The sequence below is a fragment of the Oleiphilus sp. HI0067 genome, from assembly GCF_001635735.1.
This window is the reverse complement of sequence record NZ_LWFI01000275.1, coordinates 1-891: the sequence shown is the minus strand read 5'-3', so window position 1 is coordinate 891 and position 891 is coordinate 1. Positions and strand designations below refer to the sequence as shown.

Sequence of the window (891 nt, the reverse complement as noted above, 5' to 3'; positions counted from 1 at the left end):
GGAAGTACTGAATCTTCACTCGTTTGCCACTATCTTGATCCCCTTTGGCGCGAATTGCTTTGTCCATGATGTCGTATTCAATGCGATTTCCGGAAAACGAATTGGTGTCCTGGGCGAGTGTGGCGTTGCCGTTAAAAATCAAAACAGCATCTTTTGCTTTATACGTGATTTGTTCAGCTTGGCCGCTGGTGTTTTGAATATTGCTACTGGCGTCTGTTTGCTTGAATGTCGCGGGTGTACCATTCGCAATGATTTGTGTTACGGCGCGTTCACGAGCAAAAACACTGATGTTATCTGCGGTGAGTGTTGTCGAACCCTGGCGAATGATAACGTTGCCGCGATAGGTCGAAAAACCCTGTGAATCATCGATCACGGCACTGTCGGATTCAATTTCAATAGGTTGGGTTCGATCTACGTCAATGCTGTGAGCATTGTGCGTGGCAGTGAGTAAAAATAAAGTGACTAGAGCTAGGCTATTAATTCGCCAAGTCATAAATACCTCTAACGCGTTGAGAGAGTTCGATTTTTCGATCGTTGAGCGATGCTTCTAATCCGATAGATTTAAGCGTGCTTTTATCCTGAGTAATACTAACTTCGCGATCAGTAGATATAAAGTCATTGCGTGTATCGATATTCAGGTCTTGGGTAAGGATTGTTGTGATTTGTCCTTCTGAGCTAGTACGAGAAAGCTTGACCCGATCCTCTAGATATAGGTTTCCAGTATCGGCGTTAAATTGCCCTGATTCTGCGTTAAGTCTTAATTTGTCGCCTTGCTCATTGGTATACCAAATGGTTGGAGATTCTGTCGTAATCAGGGCATCATCTTTAAAGTAGAGAGACTTATCTGCTTTGACTTCTAGTTCTAGTTCGCCTGATTCTCCGAATTCCCGT

General features: G+C 43.8%; 2 protein-coding genes. Both read right to left on the bottom strand.

Annotated elements, in window-relative coordinates; translation table 11 throughout:
• Window positions 1–493, bottom strand: a 493-nt coding sequence (gene lptA, locus A3739_RS03435) for a lipopolysaccharide transport periplasmic protein LptA (RefSeq protein ID WP_068500327.1), incomplete at its 3' end; no start/stop codon positions are given.
• On the bottom strand, window positions 477–891 hold a 415-nt coding region (lptC, locus tag A3739_RS03430), incomplete at its 5' end, for an LPS export ABC transporter periplasmic protein LptC (protein ID WP_068500325.1). The genes lptC and lptA, both read right to left, overlap by 17 nt.